19 protein-coding genes are annotated in these 20,245 nt (G+C 71.9%); 11 read left to right on the top strand and 8 right to left on the bottom strand.

The features are described 5' to 3' along the window. Positions 1-103 precede the first annotated feature (103 nt). From ACTFTM_RS27530 to ACTFTM_RS27515, 4 genes are all read left to right on the top strand, one after another. Positions 104-3,532: a UvrD-helicase domain-containing protein gene (locus ACTFTM_RS27530; RefSeq protein ID WP_449563289.1), complete on the top strand. Its 3,429-nt coding sequence runs from the start codon at positions 104-106 to the stop codon at positions 3,530-3,532. Positions 3,533-3,758: 226 nt separating this feature from the next. Next, a complete protein-coding gene (cspE, locus tag ACTFTM_RS27525) occupies positions 3,759-3,962 on the top strand; it encodes a transcription antiterminator/RNA stability regulator CspE (protein ID WP_101369720.1) in 204 nt (67 codons plus the stop codon). Positions 3,963-4,185: 223 nt separating this feature from the next. Further along, positions 4,186-5,499: a DEAD/DEAH box helicase gene (locus tag ACTFTM_RS27520; protein WP_449563288.1), complete on the top strand. Its 1,314-nt coding sequence runs from the start codon at positions 4,186-4,188 to the stop codon at positions 5,497-5,499. Positions 5,500-5,714: 215 nt separating this feature from the next. Beyond that, positions 5,715-5,915, top strand: a complete 201-nt coding sequence (locus ACTFTM_RS27515) for a hypothetical protein (RefSeq protein ID WP_449563287.1) — start codon at positions 5,715-5,717, stop codon at positions 5,913-5,915. 224 nt (positions 5,916-6,139) lie between these two features. On the opposite strand, the gene ACTFTM_RS27510 is transcribed toward ACTFTM_RS27515, so the two are convergent. The 4 genes from ACTFTM_RS27510 to ACTFTM_RS27495 are packed head-to-tail and all read right to left on the bottom strand — an operon-like array spanning position 6,140 to position 9,296. After that, positions 6,140-6,580 carry an RrF2 family transcriptional regulator gene (locus tag ACTFTM_RS27510; RefSeq protein ID WP_449563286.1) on the bottom strand — a complete coding sequence of 147 codons (441 nt, stop codon included), beginning with the start codon at positions 6,578-6,580 and terminating at the stop codon, positions 6,140-6,142. 1 nt (position 6,581) lies between these two features. Next, positions 6,582-7,466, bottom strand: a complete 885-nt coding sequence (locus ACTFTM_RS27505) for an ABC transporter permease (RefSeq protein ID WP_449563285.1) — start codon at positions 7,464-7,466, stop codon at positions 6,582-6,584. Beyond that, entirely contained in the window at positions 7,456-8,235 is a 780-nt protein-coding gene (locus ACTFTM_RS27500; RefSeq protein WP_449563284.1) for an ABC transporter ATP-binding protein, read from the bottom strand. The genes ACTFTM_RS27505 and ACTFTM_RS27500 overlap by 11 nt, the downstream gene beginning before the upstream one ends. Then, a complete protein-coding gene (locus tag ACTFTM_RS27495) occupies positions 8,232-9,296 on the bottom strand; it encodes an ABC transporter substrate-binding protein (RefSeq protein ID WP_449563283.1) in 1,065 nt (354 codons plus the stop codon). The genes ACTFTM_RS27500 and ACTFTM_RS27495 overlap by 4 nt, the downstream gene beginning before the upstream one ends. Before the next feature lie 218 nt (positions 9,297-9,514). Between ACTFTM_RS27495 and ACTFTM_RS27490 the strand changes: the two genes are divergently transcribed. From ACTFTM_RS27490 to nudC, 3 genes are read left to right on the top strand one after another with little or no spacing between them, the layout of a single operon-like run. Next, a complete protein-coding gene (locus ACTFTM_RS27490; protein ID WP_449563282.1) occupies positions 9,515-10,825 on the top strand; it encodes a M16 family metallopeptidase in 1,311 nt (436 codons plus the stop codon). After that, positions 10,822-12,186, top strand: coding sequence for a M16 family metallopeptidase (locus tag ACTFTM_RS27485; protein ID WP_449563281.1), 1,365 nt, complete (start codon positions 10,822-10,824; stop codon positions 12,184-12,186). Before ACTFTM_RS27490 ends, ACTFTM_RS27485 begins: the two co-directional genes overlap by 4 nt. Then, complete coding sequence (gene nudC / locus ACTFTM_RS27480; protein ID WP_449563280.1) at positions 12,183-13,142, top strand: NAD(+) diphosphatase; 960 nt, start codon at positions 12,183-12,185, stop codon at positions 13,140-13,142. Before ACTFTM_RS27485 ends, nudC begins: the two co-directional genes overlap by 4 nt. A gap of 126 nt (positions 13,143-13,268) precedes the next feature. On the opposite strand, the gene ACTFTM_RS27475 is transcribed toward nudC, so the two are convergent. The 3 genes from ACTFTM_RS27475 to ACTFTM_RS27465 form a co-directional block, all read right to left on the bottom strand. Next, a complete protein-coding gene (locus ACTFTM_RS27475; protein ID WP_449563279.1) occupies positions 13,269-13,544 on the bottom strand; it encodes a hypothetical protein in 276 nt (91 codons plus the stop codon). A 216-nt stretch (positions 13,545-13,760) separates the two neighbouring features. Continuing rightward, positions 13,761-14,000: a DUF397 domain-containing protein gene (locus tag ACTFTM_RS27470; RefSeq protein WP_396804736.1), complete on the bottom strand. Its 240-nt coding sequence runs from the start codon at positions 13,998-14,000 to the stop codon at positions 13,761-13,763. Between the two features lie 74 nt (positions 14,001-14,074). Further along, complete coding sequence (locus ACTFTM_RS27465; protein WP_449563278.1) at positions 14,075-15,055, bottom strand: helix-turn-helix domain-containing protein; 981 nt, start codon at positions 15,053-15,055, stop codon at positions 14,075-14,077. A 215-nt stretch (positions 15,056-15,270) separates the two neighbouring features. Here ACTFTM_RS27465 and ACTFTM_RS27460 point away from each other — a divergent pair, with 215 nt between their 5' ends. After that, positions 15,271-16,560, top strand: a complete 1,290-nt coding sequence (locus ACTFTM_RS27460) for an MFS transporter (protein WP_449563277.1) — start codon at positions 15,271-15,273, stop codon at positions 16,558-16,560. Positions 16,561-16,627: 67 nt separating this feature from the next. On the opposite strand, the gene ACTFTM_RS27455 is transcribed toward ACTFTM_RS27460, so the two are convergent. Then, positions 16,628-16,870, bottom strand: coding sequence for a mycoredoxin (locus ACTFTM_RS27455; protein WP_449563276.1), 243 nt, complete (start codon positions 16,868-16,870; stop codon positions 16,628-16,630). A gap of 93 nt (positions 16,871-16,963) precedes the next feature. On the opposite strand from ACTFTM_RS27455, the gene ACTFTM_RS27450 reads away from it, so the two are divergent. The 3 genes from ACTFTM_RS27450 (at position 16,964) to ACTFTM_RS27440 (ending at position 19,998) form a co-directional block, all read left to right on the top strand. Next, the gene (locus tag ACTFTM_RS27450) at positions 16,964-19,129 is read left to right on the top strand and encodes an ATP-dependent DNA helicase UvrD2 (protein ID WP_449563275.1); all 2,166 of its coding nucleotides are present in this window, start codon (positions 16,964-16,966) and stop codon (positions 19,127-19,129) included. A 122-nt stretch (positions 19,130-19,251) separates the two neighbouring features. Next, positions 19,252-19,503, top strand: coding sequence for a hypothetical protein (locus tag ACTFTM_RS27445; RefSeq protein ID WP_449563274.1), 252 nt, complete (start codon positions 19,252-19,254; stop codon positions 19,501-19,503). 129 nt (positions 19,504-19,632) lie between these two features. After that, positions 19,633-19,998 (top strand): WhiB family transcriptional regulator, encoded by a 366-nt coding sequence (locus tag ACTFTM_RS27440; protein ID WP_139582271.1) that lies wholly within the window; start codon positions 19,633-19,635, stop codon positions 19,996-19,998. Positions 19,999-20,245: the final 247 nt, after the last annotated feature.

Below are 20,245 nucleotides of genomic sequence, written 5' to 3'. Positions count from 1 at the left end.
GAGCCGGTGTTGCGAGCCCCGCAGTCCCGAACTGAGATGGCACAGTGAGGGCGAGGAGTGAGCCGGTGTTGCGAGCCCCGCAGTCCCGAACTGAGACAACACGGTGACCCAGCCCACCCTGTTCGGCGCGGGTCCCGCGCCGACGCCCCGGCTCGCGGACTCCGGCCCCCGGTACACGCCTGTCGAGCTGGCCAAGCTGCTGCGACTGCCGGCGCCCACCCGGGAACAGGCCGCGATCATCGCCGCCCCCGTGGAGCCGCTGCTGGTCGTGGCGGGCGCCGGGTCCGGCAAGACCGAGACGATGGCCGCCCGGGTGGTCTGGCTGGTGGCCAACTCGTACGTGCGCCCGGAGCAGATCCTGGGCTTGACCTTCACCCGCAAGGCGGCCGGTGAGCTGGCACACCGGGTCCGTACCCGGCTCGACCAACTGATCCGCAGGGTCGGCCGACAGGACCGCGACCCGCTCGACGACCCGCTCGCCGGTGAGCCCACCGTCTCCACCTACCACTCGTACGCCGGGCGGATCGTCACCGAGCACGGTCTGCGGGCCGGCTACGAGCCGTCCACCCGGCTGCTGACCGAGGCGTCCCGCTGGCAGTTGGTCGACCTGCTGGTGCGCAACTACGACGGTGACATGTCCGAGGTGGACCGGATGCCGAGCACCATCACCGATGCGGTGTTGGCGCTCGCCGGAGAGCTGGACGAGCACCTGGTCGGCCCGGACGAGTTGGCGGCCTGGACGGGTCGGTTCTTCGCCGAGGTGCAGTCGCGCCCGGGCCGGGTCTACGCCGACGTGCGCAAGGCGCTCACCCTGCAACAGACCCGGCTGCGGCTGCTGCCGCTGGTGCGGGCGTACGCCCGACGCAAGCTGGACTTCGAGGCGATGGACTTCGCCGACCAGCTCGCCCGGGCGGCCCGGGTGGCCCGGGATCACCCGGCGGTCGGCGAGATCGAGCGGGACCGCTTCCGGGTGGTGCTGCTCGACGAGTACCAGGACACCAGCCACGCCCAGGTGGTGCTGCTCAACGCGCTGTTCGGCGGCGGGCACCCGGTGACCGCGGTGGGTGATCCGTGCCAGTCCATCTACGGCTGGCGGGGAGCCAGCGCCGGCACCCTGGACCGGTTCCCCACCGAGTTCGCGCGGTCCGACGGCGAGCCGGCGCGGGCGTTGGGGCTGACCACCAGTTGGCGCAACCGTCCGGAGATCCTGCGGGTGGCGAACGCGCTGTCCACGCCGTTGCGGGCGGCCGGCGCGCGGGTTCCGGAGCTGCGGTCCGCGCTGACCGTCCGGGACCCGATTCCGCACCGCAGCCCCGGCGGGGCGGCCGGGGGCACGGTGCACTGCGCGCTGCTGCACACGTACGCCGACGAGGCCGCGTGGATCGCCGACAGTGTGCTCGCCGCCTGGCGTGGCGCGGCCCGGATGCCCGGCGCGGCGCCCGAGCACATCCCGGTGGCGCAGCGTCCGACGACGGCCGTCCTGGTGCGCGTCCGCAGTCAGATCCCGGCGATCGAGTCGGCGTTGCGCGAGCGCGGCCTTCCGGTGGAGGTGGTCGGGCTGGGTGGCCTGCTCGACACCCCCGAGGTGCGGGACGTGGTGTGCACGCTGCGGGTGCTGGCCGACCCGACCGACGGGGCCGCGCTCCTGCGGTTGCTCACCGGCGCGCGGTGGCGGATCGGGCCGCGGGACCTGGTGGCGCTGCACCGGCGGGCGCGGGGCATCGCGAAGGCTCGCCAACAGGTGGCCGTCGACGAGGACTCGGACATCAGCCCGGACCTGCTGGACGAGGCGACCCTGGTGGAGGCGTTGGCCGATCTCGGGCCGGCGCAGGCGTACTCGGCGGAGGGGTTCGCGCGGCTACGGGCGTACGGGACCGAGCTGGCGCTGTTGCGCTACCGCCTGGACCAGGCGTTGCCGGATCTGATCGCGGACATCGAGCGGACCATCGGCCTGGACGTGGAGGTCGCGGTGCGCGCCGGCCGCGACGGCGCGGGCGACGCCGGCCTGGCCCGGGGTCACCTGGACGCCCTGGCCGACGTGGCGGCCCGGTTCAGCGGTGAGACACCCGGCGCGACGCTGTCCGGTTTCCTGTCCTATCTGGCCGCGGCCGAGGACGAGGAGCGCGGTCTCGCACCGGGTGAGGTCGAGGTCGTGGAGGGCGCGGTGCAGGTGGTGACCGCGCACGCCGCCAAGGGCCTGGAGTGGGACGTGGTGGCGGTGGCCGGCCTGTGCCGTGGGTCGTGGCCCGGTCCGGTGCGCAACTCCGACCACTGGCTGGGCGGTCTGGGCGTGCTGCCGTTCCCGCTGCGTGGTGACGCTGACGGGCTGCCCGAGCTGGCGCTCGACGAGGCGGCCGACCAGCGCGCCGTGGCCCGGGCGGTGGCCGACTTCACCGATGCCTGGCGGGCTCACGACGAGCGCGAGGAGCGCCGGCTCACGTACGTCGCGGTCACCCGACCGCGCCGGCTTCTGCTGTGCTCCGGGTACTGGTGGGGGGAGGGCACGAAGCGACCGCGGGGTCCGTCGGTCTTCCTACGCGAGGTGTACGACGCCTGTCTGGACGGCGGCCCCGGGCACCTGGTCGACGCGTGGGCGCCGGAGCCCACCCCGGACGCCACGAACCCGACGGCCGAGGTGGTGCTGCGCGCGGAGTGGCCGGCCGACCCGCTGGGTGGCCGTCGGCCGGCGTTGGCCGAGGCGGCCGGGTTGGTCCGCCGACTGATGACGGATGGTCCGGCCTCGGCGCTGCCCGGGCCGGTCGGGCCGGTGCTGTCGATCGGATCGGATGGGGAACCGGCGGGGCAGGTCGAGGCGGTCGAGCCGGAGGCCGATCCGGAGGTGGCGCGCTGGCGGCAGGAGGCGGACCTGCTGCTGGGCGAGCGGGCCGAGCTGACCCGGCTCTCCGGCGCGGTCGAGGTGGCCCTGCCCGGGCAGCTCAGCGTCACCCAGCTGGTGGCGTTGCGGCGTGACCCGGCGGCGTTGGCCCGTACGCTGCGCCGTCCGGTGCCCACCGAGCCGAATCCGTACGCCCGCCGGGGTACCGCCTTCCACGCGTGGCTGGAACAGCGTTTCGGCGCTGACCGGTTGCTCGACGTGGACGAGTTGCCCGGTGCGGCGGACGCGGACGCCGCGCCGGACGAGGCCCTGGTCGAGCTTCAGGAGCGCTTCCTGGCGAGCGAGTGGGCCGACCGGGTGCCGGTCGAGGTGGAGGTGCCGTTCGCCACGGTGATCGCGGGTGTGGTGGTCCGGGGGCGGATGGACGCGGTCTTCGCCCGGCCGGGCGACCGGTTCGACGTGGTCGACTGGAAGACGGGTGCGCGTCCCACCGGTCCGGCGGCCCAGGTGGCGGCGGTGCAGTTGGCCGTGTACCGGCTGGCCTGGGCCGAGTTGGCAGGTGTTCCGGTCGAGCGGGTCGGCGCGGCGTTCCACTACGTACGCGAGGGGGTCACGGTCCGTCCCACCGACCTGCTGGATGTGACCGGGCTCACCGCCATGATCGCTCATTTGCCCGTGGATTCCACCCGAGTTTGACCATCACGGGGAAATCCGTGGTACCTTGACCGGGTTGCAGTTTTGGTTACCAGAGACTCTGTGTGCGCCTGGCGGGATTGTGGCCCCAGGCGCTCTTTGTTGTGTCCGGAGTTCTCCGGGCGGGGCGACCAGAAGCGACAGGCGATTCGCGCATCCCCGCGCGGAGCGCTCCTCTTCGGGCACGCAACAAGTGCGAGTCCGACGTTCCGTCAAGGAGACGAAACACATGGCTATTGGCACCGTGAAGTGGTTCAACGCTGACAAGGGCTTCGGCTTCATCACCCCGGACGGCGGCGGCGCTGACGTCTTCGCCCACTTCTCGGCGATCCAGTCCTCCGGCTACCGGAGCCTGGACGAGAACCAGCGGGTCGAGTTCGAGGTGACCCAGGGCCAGAAGGGCCCGCAGGCGGAGAACATCCGTCCGATCTGATCTTCGGATCGGTCAGCATTACCTGTCGCGCCCTCCGGGTGTGACGGTGACGGGACCGGCCCGCCTCGCCGCCGCCTGCCTCCGCAGGCGCCGGCCCGGCGGCGGGCCGGCCCGTACTCCAATCGGTTCGTGCTTGTGAGTCCTGGCTGCCTTGCGCCGCCGGTTGACAGCGCCGACTTCGGCGCCCTCCCTCGACACGTGCCGCGTCGAGGAAGGCTTCTGCGTGACCACAGTTATTCCGTCTTTCGCCCATACCGGTCTGGCGCCGGCGCTGCTGAGCGCGCTGACCGCGCAGGGCATCACCGAGCCGTTCCCGATCCAGACGGCGACTCTTCCCGACTCGCTCGCGGGCCGGGACGTGCTCGGCCGGGGTCGTACCGGCTCGGGTAAGACGCTCGCCTTCGGGCTTCCCCTGCTCTCGCGCACCGCCGGCCGTAAGGCCCGGCCGGGCCGCCCGCTGGCCCTGGTGCTGGTGCCGACCCGTGAGCTGGCCCAGCAGGTGACCACCGCGCTTGCCCCGTACGCCCGCGCCGTCGGTCTGCGTTGCGCCACCGTCGTCGGCGGGTTGTCGTTGCAGCGCCAGGCAGACGCGCTGCGCGCCGGCGCCGAGGTGGTCGTGGCGACCCCCGGCCGGCTGCACGACCTGATCAACCGCGGCGACGCCCGGCTCGACCAGGTTGAGATCACCGTGCTGGACGAGGCCGACCAGATGGCCGACATGGGCTTCCTGCCGCAGGTGACCAAGCTCCTGGAGCAGGTCGCCCCGCAGGGTCAGCGGATGCTCTTCTCCGCCACCCTGGACGGTGGAGTCGACCGGCTGGTCCGCCGCTTCCTCAGCAGCCCGGTGACCCACTCGGTCGACCCCGGCACCGCCACGGTCACCGCGATGACCCACCACGTGCTGCACGTCGACGCGCTCGACAAGCCCGACGCGTTGACCCGCATCGCCGCCCGTGAGGGTCGCACCATTCTGTTCATGGGCACCAAGCACCGCGCCGATCGGCTCGCCCGCCAGTTGCTCTCCAAGGGTGTACGCGCCGCCGCGCTGCACGGCGGCAAGTCCCAGCCGCAGCGCACCCGCATCCTGGAGCAGTTCCGTAACGGTCAGGTGACCGCCCTGGTCGCCACTGACGTGGCGGCCCGGGGCATCCACGTGGACGGCCTCGACATGGTCGTCAACGTGGACCCGCCGACCGAGGCGAAGGACTACCTGCACCGGGGCGGTCGGACGGCCCGCGCCGGCGAGTCCGGTTCGGTGGTGACGCTGGTCCTGCCCGAGCAGCGCCGCGACGTGTCCCGGCTGATGGCCACCGCCGGCATCCGGCCGCAGTCGGTCCAGGTGCGTCCGGGTGACGGGGCGCTGGCCCGGGTCACCGGGGCCCGTGAGCCCTCCGGCGTGCCGGTCACCATCGCCGCCCCGCCGGTCGCCGCCAACCGGGGACGGGCCGCCAGTGGCTCGACCACGGACGGCGCGCCCCGCTCCGCGCACCGCGCGTCGGGCCGGTCCCGTCGTCCGCGCCGCCCGCGTACGGTCTGATCCTCTCCGCAGCACCGACCCGTCCCGCTCCGGCTGGGCGGGTCGGTTCGTTTCCCGCCCCGTCGCCGTCGTGCTGTCTCCCGCCGGTTGGCCGTTCGGCTGAATCGGTAATCAGCCTCCATTGGGTCGGCTGGCCGACTGTGCCCTGCTTCAGGGTGGTCGAAGCTGACCAGCGGGGGAGCCGGGCGGGGGGCCCGGTACGGGGAGGAGCGGCCATGGCGGGCGAAGCCGGCTCGGGGGCGCTGCGCGAGCTGTTCCTGGTGTTCGCGGTCGGGCTCGCCGGGTTGCTCCTCGCCATGGTCGCGGCCTTCGGCCCCTGGCATGCCACCACGGCGGGCAACGCTCCCGCCGGTCTGGTGGAGCTGCGCAGTCCTGGCGACCCGGGCTCCGGTCCGGTGGTCGAGCACCGGGGCTGAGCAGCGACCGGCCGACCGTCGCCGGCGGAGGGGCAGGCACGGTCAGGATCGGTACGAGGTGTGGTCGGGCCGGCGGGGCACCGGCCCGACCACACCGCCACGTGTCGCCACGTGTCGCCGTGTGCGCCCAGTTCGTGCGCCCACCTCGTCGATCTTGCAGTTTCGGTCGTCGACTTGATGTGATACGTCCCCTTTGTCGCCGCAGAAAGTGCAAGATCGCGGGGCTAGGAGGGCGCGAGGTCGGGGTGGTTGTTGACCAGCAGGTCCGCGAGGGTGGTGCTGTCGACGACGGTGGCGATCGCCCCGTGCACCGCCAGCCAGACGTCGGTGAGCCCGGCCGCCACCCCGTGGTATCCGGCCCGATCCGCGGGCAGGCCGCGCACGGTGGTGAGCGATCCACCGACCGCGCGCAGTACGTCCCCGACCGTGATCTCGGTGGCCGGCCTGGTCAGCGCGTACCCACCGTCGGCGCCGCGATGGCTGTGCAGCAGGCCGGCCCGGCGCAGGTCGAGCAGGATGCCCTGAAGGAAACTGAGCGGGATCTCCTGAACCTCGGCCAGGCTCCCCGCCTTCACCAGCTCGCCGACACCGTCGCCGCCCGGTGCGGCGGCGGCGACGGCGAGCATCGCCCGGAGCGCGTAGTCGCTGCGCGCGGAGACGTACACGTCACTGACCAGCCTGGTCCAGTACGCCCCAACGACGGCGGATCGCCTTGTCGGCCGCGCCGAACGCCGCGTCCACGACCAGGCCGACGACCAGGATGACGATCATGATGGCCATCAGCCGCTCCGCGTCCGAGAAGTCCCGGGCGTAGGTGAGCTGAGCGCCGATGGAGGTCCGGGAGGCAATGACCACCAACAGTTCACCGGCCATCAGGCTGCGCCACGCGAAGGCCCAGCCCTGCTTCAACCCGGCCACGATGGCGGGCAGCGCGGCGGGGGCGATGACGTACCGGTAGAGGTTGAGCCCTCGGGCGCCCAGGTTTCGGCCGGCGCGCATCAACAACGGCGGCACGTAGTCCACTCCGTGCAGTACCCCGTTGGCGATCGACGGCGCCGCGCCCAGCACCACGACGAAGAAGATGGCCTGCTCGCTGAGCTGGAACAGGAGGATCGCCAGCGGGAACCAGGCAATTGACGGCATGGTCTGCAACGCGGTGATCATCGAGCCGAGGGCGGCCCGCAGGATCTTCGACCGGGCGACTGCGAGACCGAGTACGAGCCCTACGGTCACCGCGGCGGCGAAGCCCAGCACCGCCCGGCGTGCGGTGGTGGCCAAACCCTCCCAGAGCGCCGAACTCAGGGCGTAGTCGGCGAGGTCGGCGAAGACCGGACCGGGGCCTGGTAGCGCCCATGGGTCCTTCCATCCGGTCCAGACCACGACCTGCCAGATCCCGATGGCGATGGCCAGCGCCGCCAGCTTGGGCCACGTGCCCGCCCAGACCCGCCGACCGCGAGAGATCTCCTTCTCTCGGCCGGCGATTTCCAGCGCGTCCAGGCCGGTGATCTCCGCGTCGGAGCGCGCCGTGCTGGTCAGGGTGTCACTGGCCATGTCGGCCCACCTCCGTACGGAGTCGTTCGGTGACCTCGGCGGCGATCGCGGCGACCTCGGGAGAGTCGATCCGTCGTGGCCGTGGGATGTTCACATCGGCGGTGTAGATGATTCGGCCGGGGCGGCTGGAGAGCAGGATGATGCGGTCGGCCAGCCGGGCGGCCTCGCGGACGTTGTGCGTGACGAAGAGCACCGAGAGTTTGCGCTCGGACCAGATCCGTTCCAGCTCGTCGTGCAGGATGTCGCGGGTCATCGCGTCCAGCGCGCCGAACGGCTCGTCCATCAGCAGCACCGGCGTGTCCAGGGCCAGGGTGCGGGCCAGCGCGACCCGCTGCCGCATCCCGCCGGACAGTTCGTGGGGACGCTTGCGGCCGAACTCGGCCAGGTGCACCGTGCGCAGCAGCTCGGCCACCCGGTCGCGGCGTTCGGCCCGGGGCAGGCCCCGCAGCTTCAGCGGCACCTCCACGTTGGCCTCGACGGTCAGCCACGGAAAGAGCGCCGGTTCCTGGAACATCAGCCCCGGGTTGGCGTCGCCGGCCAGCCCGATCTGCCCGCCGCTGGGCCGGTCCAGGCCGGCGACCAGGTTGAGCAGGGTGCTCTTGCCGCAGCCGGACGCGCCGACCAGACAGACGAACTCGCCTGGCGCGACGTCCAGGGACACGCCGTCCAGGGCCAGCACGGCGTTCGCGCCACGCCCGTACACCTTGGTCACGCCGGACAGCGCGACCGCGGTGGTCGCGCTGTCCGGTGTCGTCGTGGTCGACGTCATGGCTGGGTGACCTCGGGCTTGCCGGCCGCCTTGAGCGACTTGTTGAGGTAGGTCAGGTCGTACAGGCCCTTGAGGTCCACCGGCTCGGTCAGCCCCACCTCGACGGCGTGGTCGAGGCCGGCCTTGAGCGAGGTGGGGATCGGGTCGTTGGTGAACTCCAACGTCGGCCACGCCTGCTTGATCAGCTTGAGGTCCAGCGGCTTGCCAGTGATCTTGCCGATTGCGTCGGAGATGGCCTGCTGGGCCTCGTCCGGCTTGCTGTTGACGAACTCGTTCGCCGCGACCTGACCGTCGACCAGCTTCTGCACGACGTCCGGGTGCGCCTTGAGGAACTTGGTGCTGACCAGCAGGTTGGTGATGACGAACTTCTTGTCCGGCCACAGGTCCCGCTCGTCGACGAGCACCTTGCCGCCGGCGTTGACCAGGCGGGAGACGAACGGCTCGGGCACCCAGGCGGCGTCGATCGCGCCGCTGGTGAACGTCTCGACCGTCTGGGCGTTCTCCTGCGGCACGATCTTGACGTCGCCGCCGCCCTCCTTGGTGGTGGTCAGCCCCTGCTGCTTGAGCCAGTAGCGGACGGCCACGTCCTGGGTGTTGCCGAGCTGCGGGGTGGCGACCTTCTTGCCCTTGAGGTCCTGCGGGCCGTTGATGCCGGGCTTGACGACCAGCGCGACGCCGCCGGAGGCCGCGCCGGAGACGACCCGGACCGCCTCGCCCTTGGACTTGGAGAACGCGTTGACGGTGGGGTTCGGGCCGATGTAGGTGGCGTCCAACGCGCCGGAGAAGACGGCTTCGATGGCGGCCGGGCCGGCGTTGAAGGTCTTCGGATCGAGCTTGACGTCGGCGCCGAGCTTCTCGGCGAAGATGCCCTTCTCCACGCCGACGACGGCCGGCGCGTGGGTGATGTTGGGGAAGTAGCCGAGGCGCAGGGTCACCGGGCCGGAGCTGCCCCCCGCGCCCTCGCTGTCGTCGCCGCACGCGGCGGTGCTGCCCAGGGTCGCCGCGCCGAGGGCGGTGAGGGTGGCCAGGGTGACCAGCCGGCGCAGGGGGAGGCGTCTCATCGTCCATCCAATCCGCAGTATTCCTACTTAGTTGGTAGGAAGAGTGGGCCAGGCTGCGAGCAGCGTCAAGGGGCATCCACATACCGAGAAGGGGCGTCTCAGTTATGTCGGCATTTCCTACTGTCTTGCTGTGGTAGGTGGTCGGCCTTCCCAGCCGGTGGCAGCGGCTGCACGTAGGTCGCCGGTGGCGGGAGTGCCGACGCGCTAGGGTCGATCCCGTGGCGGCGCGGAGATCCAGAATTCCAGCGACGAAGTATCCGGTCGAGCGGTTCACCCTCGACAACGGCCTGCGGGTGGTCTTCACCCCCGATCGCAGCGCCCCGGTGATCGGGGTGGCGGTGGTCTACGACGTCGGCATCCGCTCCGAGCCCGAGGGGCGTACCGGCTTCGCGCACCTCTTCGAACACCTGATGTTCCAGGGCTCGGAGAACCTGGAGAAGCTGGCGCACTTCCGACACGTCCAGGGCGCCGGTGGCACGTTCAACGGCTCCACCCACCTGGACTACACCGACTACTTCGAGACGCTGCCCAGCAACGCCCTGGAACGCGCCCTGTTCCTGGAGGCGGACCGGATGCGGGCGCCCCGCCTGACCGAGGAGAACCTGCGCAACCAGGTCGACGTCGTGAAGGAGGAGATCCGGGTCAACGTGCTGAGCCGGCCGTACGGTGGTTTCCCCTGGCTGACGCTGCCGCCGGTCATGTTCGACACCTTCCCGAACGCGCACGACGGCTACGGCTCCTTCGACGACCTGGAGTCGGCCACCGTCGCCGACGCCGCCGACTTCTTCCGCCACTACTACGCCAGTGGCAACGCGGTCCTGGCTGTCAGCGGGGACATCGACGTGGCCGAGGCGACCGAGCTGGTCACCCGGCACTTCGGCGACGTGCCGGCCCGCCCCGCGCCACGACGACCCGACTTCACCGAGCCCGACCTGACCGCCGAGCGGCGCAGCTCGTACACCGATGCCCTGGCGCCGTTGCCGGCCGTGGCCGGCGCGTGGCGGGTCCCCGATCCGATCGGTGACTTCGCCGGCTACCTGCCGTACGTGGTGCTGGCCGAGGTGCTCACCGACGGCGACGCGTCCCGCCTGGTCGAACGGCTCGTGCAACGCGACCGCACGGTGACCAGCCTGGGTGGCTACCTCGGCTTCATGGGCGACCCGTTCGACGTGCGCGACCCCACGGCGCTGCTGTTGCAGGCGCACCTGCCGCCCGGCGGCGACGTGGACAAGGTGCTGCGCACGATCGACGAGGAGCTGGACCGGTTGGCCACCGACGGCCTGACCGACGGTGAGCTGGCCCGCACCCAGGCGCGCATGGCCACCCACCTGCTCCGCGACACCGACGCGGTCCTCGGCCGCGCGCTGCGGATGGCCGTCCTCGAGCAGCAGCGCGGCGAACCGGGCCTGCTCAACGACCTGCCCCGACTGGTCGGCGACGTCACCGAGGAGCAGGTCCGGGCCGCCGCGGCCACCCTGCGCCCGGAGCGCCGCGCGTCGGTCGAGGTCATCCCCGGAGGCGCCCGATGACGACTGCGACCAAGACCGCGACCACCGCCGCCGCCGTCGGGCCGCGTACGCTGCCCCCGCTCGGCCCCACCCGCAAGCTGAAGGTGCCCAAGGAGGCCGAGCGCACGCTGGGCAACGGGCTCACCGTCATCGCGGTACGCCGGCCCGCCGTGCCCCTGGTCGAGCTGCGGCTCTGGGTGCCGTTCGGCCGCGCCCACCTCGCGCGCGGCGCGATGCTCTCCCAGACCATGCTCTCCGGCACCGAGTCGATGACCAGCGTGCAGCTCGCCGCCGAGCTACAGAAGGTCGGCGGTGGGCTCTCCGCCGGCGTCGACCCGGACCGGCTGATGATCTCCGGCGCGGGGCTGGTCACCGGCCTGGACCGGATGCTGGAGTTGCTGGCCGAGGTGCTGACCGGCGCCAGCTACCCGAACGACGAGGTGGCGGCCGAGCGGGACCGGCTCATCGACCGGATCCAGGTCGCGCAGAGCCAGCCGTCGCACCTGGCCCGCGAGGCGCTCCTGAAGAGGATCTACGGGCGGCACCCGTACGCCACGCAGACCCCGGAGCCGGCCCAGCTCCGTGCCGTACGACCGGCGGCGCTGCGCAGCCTGCACGCCGAGCGGGTGCACCCCGCCGGGGCGCAGCTGGTGGTGGTCGGCGACGTGCAACCGGAGAAGGCCCTGGACGCGGTCGAACGGGCGCTCGCCGGGTGGACCGGGGCCGGGCGTACGGCCACCCTGCCCGCCACCCCGCCGCTGGAAACGGGGCCACTGCTGCTGGTCGACCGGCCCGGCTCGGTGCAGTCCTCGCTGCGTGTCGCGCTGCCCGCCGTGCCGCGTACCGATCCCGATCATGCTCCGCTGCAACTGGCCAACCTGATCTTCGGCGGCTACTTCTCGTCCCGCTGGGTGGAGAACATCCGCGAGGACAAGGGCTACACGTACGGCGCGCACTCGGTGATCGAGCACTCCGTGGCCGGGTCGGTGCTGGTCGCCGGAGCGGAGGTGGCGACCGAGGTCACCGGTCCGGCGCTGCTGGAGACCACGTACGAGTTGGGACGGCTGGCGTCGCTGCCACCGAAGCCCGAGGAGCTGGAGCAGGCCCGCCAGTACGCGCTGGGCACCCTCCAGCTCGGTATGTCCACCCAGGCCGGTCTGGCCGCGCTGACCAGCGCGTACGCCGGCAACGGCCTGCGCCTGGACTTCCTCGCCGAGTACGCGTCCCGCCTAGCGAAGGCGACCGTCGACGACGTGGCCCGGGCCGCCGCCCACTATCTCGCGCCCGCCCGGGCGGTGGTCGTCGTCCTCGGTGACGCCGAGCGGATCACGCCGGGGCTGGCCGCGCTGACGTCCGTGCACACCGAGCCGGTGCAGCCGTGAGCGGGGAGGCCGCGCCACCGCTGGCGCGCTCGACGCTGGATCGGGCCGCGCACCGCCGGGGCGACGCGCAGTGGTTGACCGAGGCGTGGCTGCGTGGCCGGGTACTGCTGCTCGACTCGACCGACGACGGGCGGACGCTCGCGCGTACCGACGTGTCACCCCCGACGCTTGTGCTGTTCGGTGCGGGCGACGCGCCGGCCGGCGCGGAGTCGACGGCGATGTTCCTCGGTGTCGAGCCGGACGGGGTGCCGGTGTTCGCGGTCGACGCCCCGTTGCCGACGGTGCCGGGCACCCGGGCGGTCAACCTGCGGGAGGTGGGCCACCTGCTCGGGGACCGGGAGGCCGGCATCTTCACCACCGCGCTCGCGCTGTTGAACTGGCACACCCGGCACGGCTACTCCACGGCGACCGGCGCGCCCACCGTCATGGACGAGGCCGGCTGGTCGCGGGTGGATCGCAACGGCGGGCGGATCTGGCCGCGTACCGACCCGGCGATGATCGTGCTGGTGCACGACGGCGTCGACGGCCCCGAGGGCCGCTGCCTGCTGGGTAACAACGCGGGTTGGCCGGGCACCCCGGGCGGGCGGCGCTACTCCTGCCTGGCCGGCTACGTCGAGCCGGGGGAGTCGGCCGAGGCCGCCGTGCTGCGCGAGGTCCGCGAGGAGGTGGGCATCGCGGTCGAGCGGATCGGGTACGTCGGCAGCCAGGCATGGCCGTTCCCGGGCTCGCTGATGCTGGGCTTCCTGGCCACCGCCGACCCGTCGGACCCGGTGCGGGTCGACCCGTCCGAGATCGCGTACGCCCGCTGGTTCACGCGCGAGGAGATCGGGGCCGCGTGCGCGGGGCGGGCGGTGGACGTGGGTGACGGCGCTCGGCTGATCCTGCCGCCGCCGTCGTCGATCGCGTTGTTCCTCATCCACCGCTGGCTGGACGGTTGGGTGGACGCGGGCCATTGAGCACGGTCCCGGCCCGTGGCCGCCGTTGCCGCGACGGTCACGAGCCGGGAACACGGGCCGCCGTGGTCGGTGGGAGCGGTATGACGCGGCGGGGGAGCCGAGCCGACCACGGCGGACGTCGGTGGGTCAGGTGCCGGTGCGACCGGGTCTGCGCCGGAAGACGGGCTGCGGCTCGGTGAGCGGCAGGACCTTGACCCGTTGTTTGCCGGCCCGTACCGCGCCGACGGTGGACAGGGCCCGGGCCAGCACCAGCGCGGCGTCCCGGTCCTCGGCGTGCACGGTCTGCCGGCGGGGCTCGGGCGTGGTCGTCTCGTCACGGAGGCGATGGCCGTCCGCCCAGGCGGCGGCGATGTCCCCGTCGGCGACGGTGCGGATGTCGGTGCGAACGATCAGGAACCGCATAAGGGTCTCCGGATGAACCGCGACGGATGAGCCGGTGTGTGGAAGTTCCACGTTCTCGTGGGTCATGTTACGCCCCGTGTTCATCCCAGCAAGTGAAACGCGCCTATTGGTTTTGAGCCTCGTCCGATCGGCGGATGCCTGGTCAGCGGGGTCGTCGGCGGATACGACGACGGGGCCGCCGGCACTGTGCCGACAGCCCCGCCCCACGGTTGCGGATCAGTTCAGATCGAACTGGCCCGTCTTTGCTCCAGCGATGAAGCCGAGCCATCCGGCCCGGTTGAACAGCAGTACCGGGCCACCCCGGTCCTTGCTGTCGCGCAGCGCGACCGCCGACGGGCCGGTGCCCAGCGGCGCGACCTCCACGCAGTTGGAGGTCTGGCTACGTGTGCTGGTACGCCACGGGGCGTCCGCCAGGAAACTGGCGGAGACGGACGGCGTGTGGTGGATGTCGTTCATGGTTCTGCTCCTGATGTGAACCGATCCGATGGGACGAGTGGTGCCGCACGCCCCGACGGAGGGTCCCCCGTGGATCACCGGTCCGTCAGCCGCCCCGAATCACGGCGGCGTTGGGTCGGCGCCGTTGCCGGCCCGAACGCCACTGTGGATGCGGGTGCCGCCCCGGTCAGCCGTCCCGTCGCCTCGATCAGCCAGGAGAGGGTGTCCGAAGCGTCTAGTGCCGCCGTGCATAGCCACTCGAACACCACTTTATAGCGATTTAGCGTGATTGACTCGGTCGACATGACGTCGGTGAACCCCCCTTCGATGGCCAATGTCTCCGGATCGAGTGGATCGGCGAACCGATAGAGGGAGAAGGCGGTCGGCGGAAGGTACCAATCTCCCACCTGAGTGTCCCGGGGAAGCACGTGCAACGTCACGTTCGGTAACAGGGCCAACTCGCAGAGTTGGTGCAACTGCTCGTGCAGCACCTCGGGCGGACCGGACCGATGGCCGAGCGCGGCCTCCTCCAGCACGGCCGTGTAGGTCGGCGCGTGCGGCTCCCGCGTCAACAGCGTCTGACGGGCCAGCCGCGCCTTCACCTCGGTCTCCAGCTCGTCGGCCGGCTCCTGCTCGCCGGCCCGCTCGCTCACCCGACGGGCCGACTGGAGCCGGACCCGCGCGTACCCCGCGGTCTGCAGCAGGCCCGGCACCAGGACCGGGTTGTACTCGGAGATCTCCGCGCAGCCCGCCTCCAACTCGGCCCAGCTCCGCTGCTGTTGCGTCATCACCGGGAAGTTCTTCAACCAACCGCGCATGTCGCCGGCCTCACCGGCGATCCCGAGCAACTCCTCGCGCGCGGCGGCGTCGGCGCCGTACAGATCCAGCAGGACGCTGACGTCCTGCGGGTCCGGTCTACTGCGGCCGTTCTCGAGGCGGGACAGTTTGGACGCGGACGCCCAACCGATCCGCTCGATGACCTGATCGCCGGTGAGGCCCGCGGTCTCGCGCAGGCTGCGCAGTTCGACGCCCAACCGTCGGCGACGCATGATTGGGCTGGGTGCGGCAGGAGGCACAGTGTCCTCTTTCCCGTCGTCCGCCGCAGACGCGACGGTAACTGTATGAAATTCGCCCCCCACGGTCAGTATGGACGGCGCGACCGGTGTCGGAGGTTCCGGCGAGGGCGTGTCTTGCCAAAAATGGACCATGGGTACGCCGGACGATGACGGACCCGCGGTCCCAGCCTCGTCGACCGCGCCCGCCCGGGCACGCCACCCTGCCGGAGGGACCCATGCGCACCGTCCTGCGCCGACCCGACTTCCGCCTCCTGTTCGGCGGCCTGCTGGCCAGCATGACCGCCGAGTCGATCCTGCTGCTCGCGCTCGCCATCTGGGTCAAGGACCTGACGGGCTCCAACGGGCTGGCCGGCGGCATCATCTTCGCCGTCGTCGCACCGATGACGATGGCGCCACTTGTCGGGTGGTTCGTCGACCGGTACCCGCGCCGGCCCTTCTTCGTGGCCGCGAACGTGGTCACCGCGGTGCTGCTCGTGCCGCTGTTCTCCGTCCGCGACGCGGGCGACGTCTGGGTGGTCTACCTGGTCGCCGGCCTGTACGGACTGTCGTCCATCACGCTCGGCGCGGCGCTCAGCGGGCTGCTGCGGCAACTGGTGCCGGTGGAGCTGCTGGCCGACGCGAACGGCGCGCTGCAGACCGTACGCCAGGGGTTGCGGTTGGTCGGCCCCCTGGTCGGCGCGGCGCTCTACGCGGCGCTCGGCGGGTGGGCGCTGGCCGGCATCGGGATGGTCGGTTTCGTGACCGCCGCCGTGGTGGTGACCGCGGTGCCGAGCCCGGCGCAGCCACCGACGACCGTACGGCTGCGGTGGCCCGCCGAGCTGGGCGCCGGCCTGCGACACCTGACCGGCGAGCCGGCTCTGCGCCGGGCCCTGGTCGGCTACGGGCTCGGGTCGCTGGTGATGGGCTTCAGCGAGTCGTTGATCTTCGCGTACGTCGACCAGGGGTTGGACCGGGACGCCGCGTTCGTGGGCGTGCTGGTGATGGTGCAGGGCGTCGGCGGACTGTGCGGAGGGATCTGCTCGCCGGCCCTGGTCCGGCGACTCGGCGAGGTCGGCACGCTCGCCGCTGGCGTGGCGTTCTTCGCCCCGGCCGCGCTCGCGCTCGCGTACCCCAGACTGCCGCTCGGGTTCGGGGCGGTGCTGCTGGCCGGCGTCTCGCTGCCGCTGACCATGGTGGGCCTGCACACGCTGATCCAGCGGCGCACGCCGACCGCCCTCGTCGGACGGGTGGCAGCGGCCACCCAGGCGCTGGTCAGCGGGCCGCAGGCGCTCTCCATCGGCGCGGGCGCTCTGCTGGTCGGTGTCCTGGACTACCGGGTCCTGTTCGTGCTGGTCGGGGTGGCCACGTTGGCTGCCGGCGTCTACCTGTGGCGGGGCCGGCACCTCAGCGCGCCGTCCGGCGGCGGGACGCCCACACCGCCGACCCTTCCGGGGCCACGCCGCCCGCTGGACGCCGGCATCGACGGCTCGGTGACGGCGGCCAGCCGGCGGCCGTTCCGGCGTTGACGGATGTCGGACACGCGAACGGCCGCCCCTGCGGGCGGCCGTTCGCCGGCGTCCACCGGCCGGTCGGTCAGGCGCTCAGCGTCGCCAGGTGCTGCTTGACCTGCGAGATCGACGGGTTCGTCAGGGCGCTGCCGTCGTCGAAACGCAGCGTCGGCACCGTCTGGTTGCCGCCGTTGACGCTCATCACGAAGTCCGCGGCCTTCGGGTCCTGCTCGATGTCGACCACCTCATACCCGATGCCTTCCCGGTCGAGCTGCGACTTCAGCCGGTGGCAGTAGCCGCACCAGGGAGTGGAATACATCGTCAGCATGATCGGATCCTCCAACTGCTCCGGCCGCCGGCTTGCCGATCAAGCCGAGGCTGTTCGCTACAACGCCCGGGGGAGCTGAGATGATTCCTGGTTGTGGGGGTTCACTCAGCGTCGGAAGGCGTACTCGCCGGGCTGGACCCGGAGCAGCGCTCCGCGGTGACCGCACCGGCCGGCCCGGTCTGCATCCTGGCCGGAGCCGGCACCGGCAAGACCCGTGCGATCACCTCCCGGATCGCTTACCGGGCGCTCTCCGGCGAGATCTCCCCCCGGCACGTGCTCGCCGTCACCTTCACCGCCCGCGCCGCCGCAGAGATGCGAAGCCGTCTCGCCCTGCTCGGGGTGTCAGGTGTGCAGGCACGGACATTCCATGCTGCCGCGCTGCGCCAGGTGCGCTACTTCGCGCCCCGGCTGCTGGCCGGCCGCGCGATGCCCGAGCTGCTGGACAGCAAGGTGCGGCTGGTCACCCTCGCCGCCGCTCGGGTCGGTCTCCGTACCGACCGGGCCGCCGCGCGAGACCTGGCCGGTGAGATCGAGTGGGCCAAGTCGTCACTGGTCGAGCCCGGGGACTACGTCGTCGCCGCAGCCCGCGCGCTACGTGACACGCCACACGAGCCGGCGAAGGTCGCCGAGGTGTTCACCGCGTACGAGCAGCTCAAGCGCTCCAACGGGGTGATCGACTTCGAGGACATGCTGCGGGCCGCGGTGTGGGGCATCGAGGAGCACCCGGACGTCGCCGAGCAGGTCCGCGGTCAGTATCGGCACTTCGTGGTCGACGAGTACCAGGACGTCAACCCACTCCAGCAGCGGTTGCTGGACGCCTGGCTCGGCGGCCGTACCGACCTGACGGTGGTCGGCGACGCCAGCCAGACCATCTACTCGTTCACCGGGGCGACCTCGGCCTACCTGGTCGACTTCCCGCGTCGGCACCGTGGCGCCACCGTCGTGCGACTGGTCCGGGACTACCGCTCCACCCCGCAGGTCGTCGGGCTCGCCAACGCCGTGATCTCCCAGGCGCGCGGCACCGAGGCGCGGCTGCGACTGGAGTTGAGCGGACAGCGGCCCCCGGGCCCGGAACCCGACCTGCGGATCTTCACCGACGAGCCCGCCGAGGCGAACGCCGTGGCCGCGCGCTGCCGATCGCTGATCGACGCCGGCACCCCGGCGAAGGAGATCGCCGTCCTGTTCCGGACCAACGCGCAGTCCGAGGCGTACGAGAAGGCCCTGACCGAGGCCGCCGTGCCGTACGTGGTGCAGGGCGCCGAGCGCTTCTTCGAGCGCGCCGAGGTCCGTCAGGCCATGGTCGCCCTGCGCTCCGCCACCCGGTCCATCCCCGGGGAGACGCCGCTGCCGACCGCCGTCGTCGAGGCGCTCGCCGCCGTCGGCTGGGCGCCAAACGCGCCCCCGGCCGGCGGAGCCGCCCGCGAACGCTGGGAGGCCCTGGCCGCGCTGGTCCAGCTCGCCGAGGAGTACGCGGCCACCCCCGAGCTGGTGCCGATCGGCGAGGCCGCCTCGGTGGAGCGTCCGGTCACCCTCACCGACTTCACCGAGGAGTTGGCCCGTCGGGCCGCCCAGCAGCACGTGCCGACGGTGGACGGCGTCACGCTGGCGTCCCTGCACTCGGCCAAGGGGTTGGAGTGGGACGCCGTCTTCCTGGTCGGCCTCGCCGAGGGCACCCTGCCCACCACCTACGCCAAGACCGTCGAGCAGGTGGAGGAGGAGCGCCGCCTGCTGTACGTCGGCATCACCCGGGCCCGGCAGTGGCTCTGGCTGTCGTACGCCGCCGCGCGCTCGCCCGGCGGGCGGGCCCGGCGGCCCTCGCGCTTCCTGCCCCAGCTGGACCGCTCCGGCGGCACCGAGCGGGCCGGCACCTCCACGGGCGGGGCCCGGCGACCCGAGCGGCGTCGGACGCAGATCGTGTCCTGCCGGATCTGCGGCGCGACCCTTCTCGCCGGCCCGGACCGCAAACTCGGCCGCTGCCCCACCTGCCCGTCCGACATCGACGACGAGCTGCACGAACGGCTCCGCGAGTGGCGGCAGCGGGTGGCCGGCGCGCAGAAGGTCCCGGCGTACGTGGTGTTCACCGACGCCACGTTGACCGCGTTGGCCGAGCGGCGGCCCGGCCGGCCGGAGGAGTTGATCGCGATCGCCGGCATCGGCCCCCGCAAACTGGGCCTCTACGGCGAGTCGGTACTGGCGCTCGTGGGGGGCGCGGGGGTGGACGACGTCTGCCCGGAGAAAACTTTCGAAATCTCGTCGTAAATTCGTTTGCCCTCGCGCCCAGGCGAGGAATAGCCTCAGGACACACCACGCGAGCGGCGCCATTCCGGCTGCTCACGGGGGTTGGTCCAGTCGATCCGAGGAACGTGAGGGAGGTGGCACCCGTGGAGATCTTCACCTATGAGCGTCTGACGGCGATGCCGTCTGTCCACGCTCCGATGTCGGCTGTCCGGGTGGCCCTCGCGGCCGCACGACCGTCGGTTCCGCAGGTGCACCAGGTTCAGACCGAGCTGAACCTGACCGTTGCGCCGAATGCCGGAGTCGAGGGGACCAGTGGCATCACGGGCATGGGCATCGATGGCGCCAAGAAGCGCACGGATGTCCGCGGCGTTCCACCTCGAGGTAGACCGGTCTGAATCTCAGACACCGGCTCACCTCGAGGCCGCGGAACCCGCTACCGGGATCCGCGGCCTCAGTTTTTTGCCCCGCCGAAGTACGTCGGAATGCGATCCACGAGATCGAAGTGAGAGAGAGGTGACCGGGAGATGAGTCTGGCGTTGGCCCCCCTCGACGTGAGCGTCGAGTTGGAGGCGAACCTGCCCTGCCGGAAGTTCGACCCCGACCTGTGGTTCTCCGACTCGCCCGCCGAGCTCGAGCTGGCCAAGTCGCTCTGCGGGGACTGCCCGCTGCGCGTCGAGTGCCTGGCCGGAGCGGTGGAGCGAGCGGAGCCGTGGGGCGTCTGGGGCGGCGAGATCTTCGAGCGTGGCGCGGTCGTTCCGCGCAAGCGGCCCCGTGGCCGTCCGCGCAAGGAGGACGTCGCTCGTGACGCCGCGCTCCGGGTCGAGGCCGAGGCGCGCCTGGCGGCCAGTGGGCTGTCCGAGGTGCGAGGCGCGGTCCGGCTGGCAGCCTGACATGTTCCCGACCAGTTCCAACGACGCCGGTGTCACACCGGCAGTGAGAGAGAAGATGATGTTGAACGTTCCGAGTGGCGCCTACGAGATGCAACTACTCCACGAAGCGCTGACCAGGGCTCGAATGCGCCGGCCTCAGGCCGGACGTACCACCACGAGCACTGAGGCAACCCGTTCCGCCCGTACCGTCGCCATGAACAGCCGCCTTCAGTCGGCGCGCGACCTGGGCGTTCTCTAGTACCACCCC

The organism is Micromonospora sp. RB23 (assembly GCF_053585025.1).
This window is presented reverse-complemented; position numbering and strand designations above follow the sequence as displayed.

Excerpts from the sequence above, each read along its gene's own strand:
- ACTFTM_RS27485 (WP_449563281.1), top strand. The coding sequence starts at position 10,822 with ATGACGACTGCGACCAAGACCGCGACCACCGCCGCCGCCGTCGGGCCG.
- ACTFTM_RS27440 (WP_139582271.1), top strand. The coding sequence starts at position 19,633 with ATGAGTCTGGCGTTGGCCCCCCTCGACGTGAGCGTCGAGTTGGAGGCG.
- ACTFTM_RS27455 (WP_449563276.1), bottom strand. The coding sequence starts at position 16,870 with ATGCTGACGATGTATTCCACTCCCTGGTGCGGCTACTGCCACCGGCTG.
- ACTFTM_RS27515 (WP_449563287.1), top strand. The coding sequence starts at position 5,715 with ATGGCGGGCGAAGCCGGCTCGGGGGCGCTGCGCGAGCTGTTCCTGGTG.
- ACTFTM_RS27500 (WP_449563284.1), bottom strand. The coding sequence starts at position 8,235 with ATGACGTCGACCACGACGACACCGGACAGCGCGACCACCGCGGTCGCG.
- ACTFTM_RS27495 (WP_449563283.1), bottom strand. The coding sequence starts at position 9,296 with ATGAGACGCCTCCCCCTGCGCCGGCTGGTCACCCTGGCCACCCTCACC.
- ACTFTM_RS27460 (WP_449563277.1), top strand. The coding sequence starts at position 15,271 with ATGCGCACCGTCCTGCGCCGACCCGACTTCCGCCTCCTGTTCGGCGGC.
- cspE (WP_101369720.1), top strand. The coding sequence starts at position 3,759 with ATGGCTATTGGCACCGTGAAGTGGTTCAACGCTGACAAGGGCTTCGGC.
- ACTFTM_RS27475 (WP_449563279.1), bottom strand. The coding sequence starts at position 13,544 with ATGCGGTTCCTGATCGTTCGCACCGACATCCGCACCGTCGCCGACGGG.
- ACTFTM_RS27505 (WP_449563285.1), bottom strand. The coding sequence starts at position 7,466 with ATGGCCAGTGACACCCTGACCAGCACGGCGCGCTCCGACGCGGAGATC.
- ACTFTM_RS27470 (WP_396804736.1), bottom strand. The coding sequence starts at position 14,000 with ATGAACGACATCCACCACACGCCGTCCGTCTCCGCCAGTTTCCTGGCG.